This is a genomic window from Protofrankia sp. CiP1_Cm_nod3, from assembly GCF_982290655.1.
The window spans coordinates 6,912-8,435 of the sequence record NZ_CEVIVD010000181.1; the positions used below are offsets into that span (position 1 = coordinate 6,912).

Below are 1,524 nucleotides of genomic sequence, written 5' to 3' on the forward strand. Positions count from 1 at the left end.
GTGCCCTCGAAGACGATCCGGCCGCCGTCGTGGCCGGCGCCGGGGCCGAGATCGATGATCCAGTCGGCGTGCGCCATGACCGCCTGGTGGTGCTCGACGACGATGACCGACCTGCCGGCGTCGACGAGCCGGTCGAGCAGGCCGAGCAGCCGCTCGACGTCGGCGAGGTGCAGGCCGGCGGTCGGCTCGTCGAGGACGTAGACGCCGCCGTTGGCGGCCATGTGGGTGGCCAGCCTGAGCCGCTGCCGCTCGCCGCCGGACAGGCTGGTGAGCGGCTGGCCGAGGCTGAGGTAGCCGAGCCCGACGTCGGCGAGCCGGTCGAGGATGGCGTGCGCGGCCGGCGTGCGCGCCTCGCCGGCGCCGAAGAACTCCGCGGCCTCGGTCACCGACATCGCGAGCACCTCGCTGATGTCGCGGCCGCCGAGGTGGTGCTCCAGCACCGATGCCTGGAACCGCTTTCCCTCGCACTCCTCGCAGGTGGTGGCGACGCCGGCCATCATCGCCAGGTCGGTGTAGCTGACGCCGGCACCGTTGCAGGTGGGGCAGGCGCCCTCGGAGTTGGCGCTGAACAGCGCCGGCTTCACGCCGTTGGCCTTGGCGAACGCCTTGCGGATCGGGTCGAGCAGGCCGGTGTACGTCGCCGGGTTGCTCCGTCGCGAGCCGCGGATCGCGCCCTGGCCGATCGACACCACACCCGCGCCGGCTGGCCCCGAGAGATAGGGCAGCGACCCGTGCACGAGCGAGCTCTTGCCGGAGCCGGCGACGCCGGTGACGACGACAAGCACCCCGAGGGGGATGTCGACGTCGACGTCACGCAGGTTGTGCGCCGTCGCGCCGCGGACCGGAAGCCGGCCGGTGGGCGTCCGCACCGTCTTCCTGAGGGCGGCCCGGTCGTCGAGATGGCGGCCGGTGAGGGTGCCGCTGGCCCGCAGCCCCTCGACGGTGCCCTCGAAGCAGACGGCGCCGCCCGCCGCACCGGCGCCGGGGCCGAGGTCGACGACGTGGTCGGCGATCGCGATCGTCTCCGGCTTGTGCTCCACGACGAGCACCGTGTTGCCCTTGTCCCGCAGCCGCAGCAGCAGGCCGTTCATCCGCTGGATGTCATGGGGGTGCAGGCCGGTGGTGGGCTCGTCGAAGACGTAGGTGACGTCGGTGAGCGAGGAACCGAGGTGGCGGATCATCTTGACGCGCTGCGCCTCGCCACCGGACAGCGTGCCCGACGGCCGGTCGAGCGAGAGGTAGCCCAGCCCGATCTCCGCGAACGAGTCGAGGGTCTGTCGCAGCGCCGCGAGCAGCGGTGCCACCGACGGCTCGTCGAGGCCGCGGAGCCAGGCGGCCAGGTCGCTGATCTGCATCGCGCAGGCGTCGGCGATGTTGATCCCGCCGATCCGCGAGGAGCGGGCGGCCTCGCCCAGCCGGGTGCCGTCGCACTCGGGGCAGGTGGTGAAGGTGACCGCCCGGTCCACGAACGCCCGGATATGCGGTTGCAGCGCGTCGGGGTCCTTGGAGAGGAACGACTTCTGG

The 1,524-nt window shown here is 72.8% G+C and carries 1 protein-coding gene; it reads right to left on the reverse strand.

From position 1 onward, the window contains the following. On the reverse strand, positions 1–1,524 hold a 1,524-nt coding region (locus tag AC5LUJ_RS21865; protein WP_493465641.1), incomplete at both ends, for an ATP-binding cassette domain-containing protein.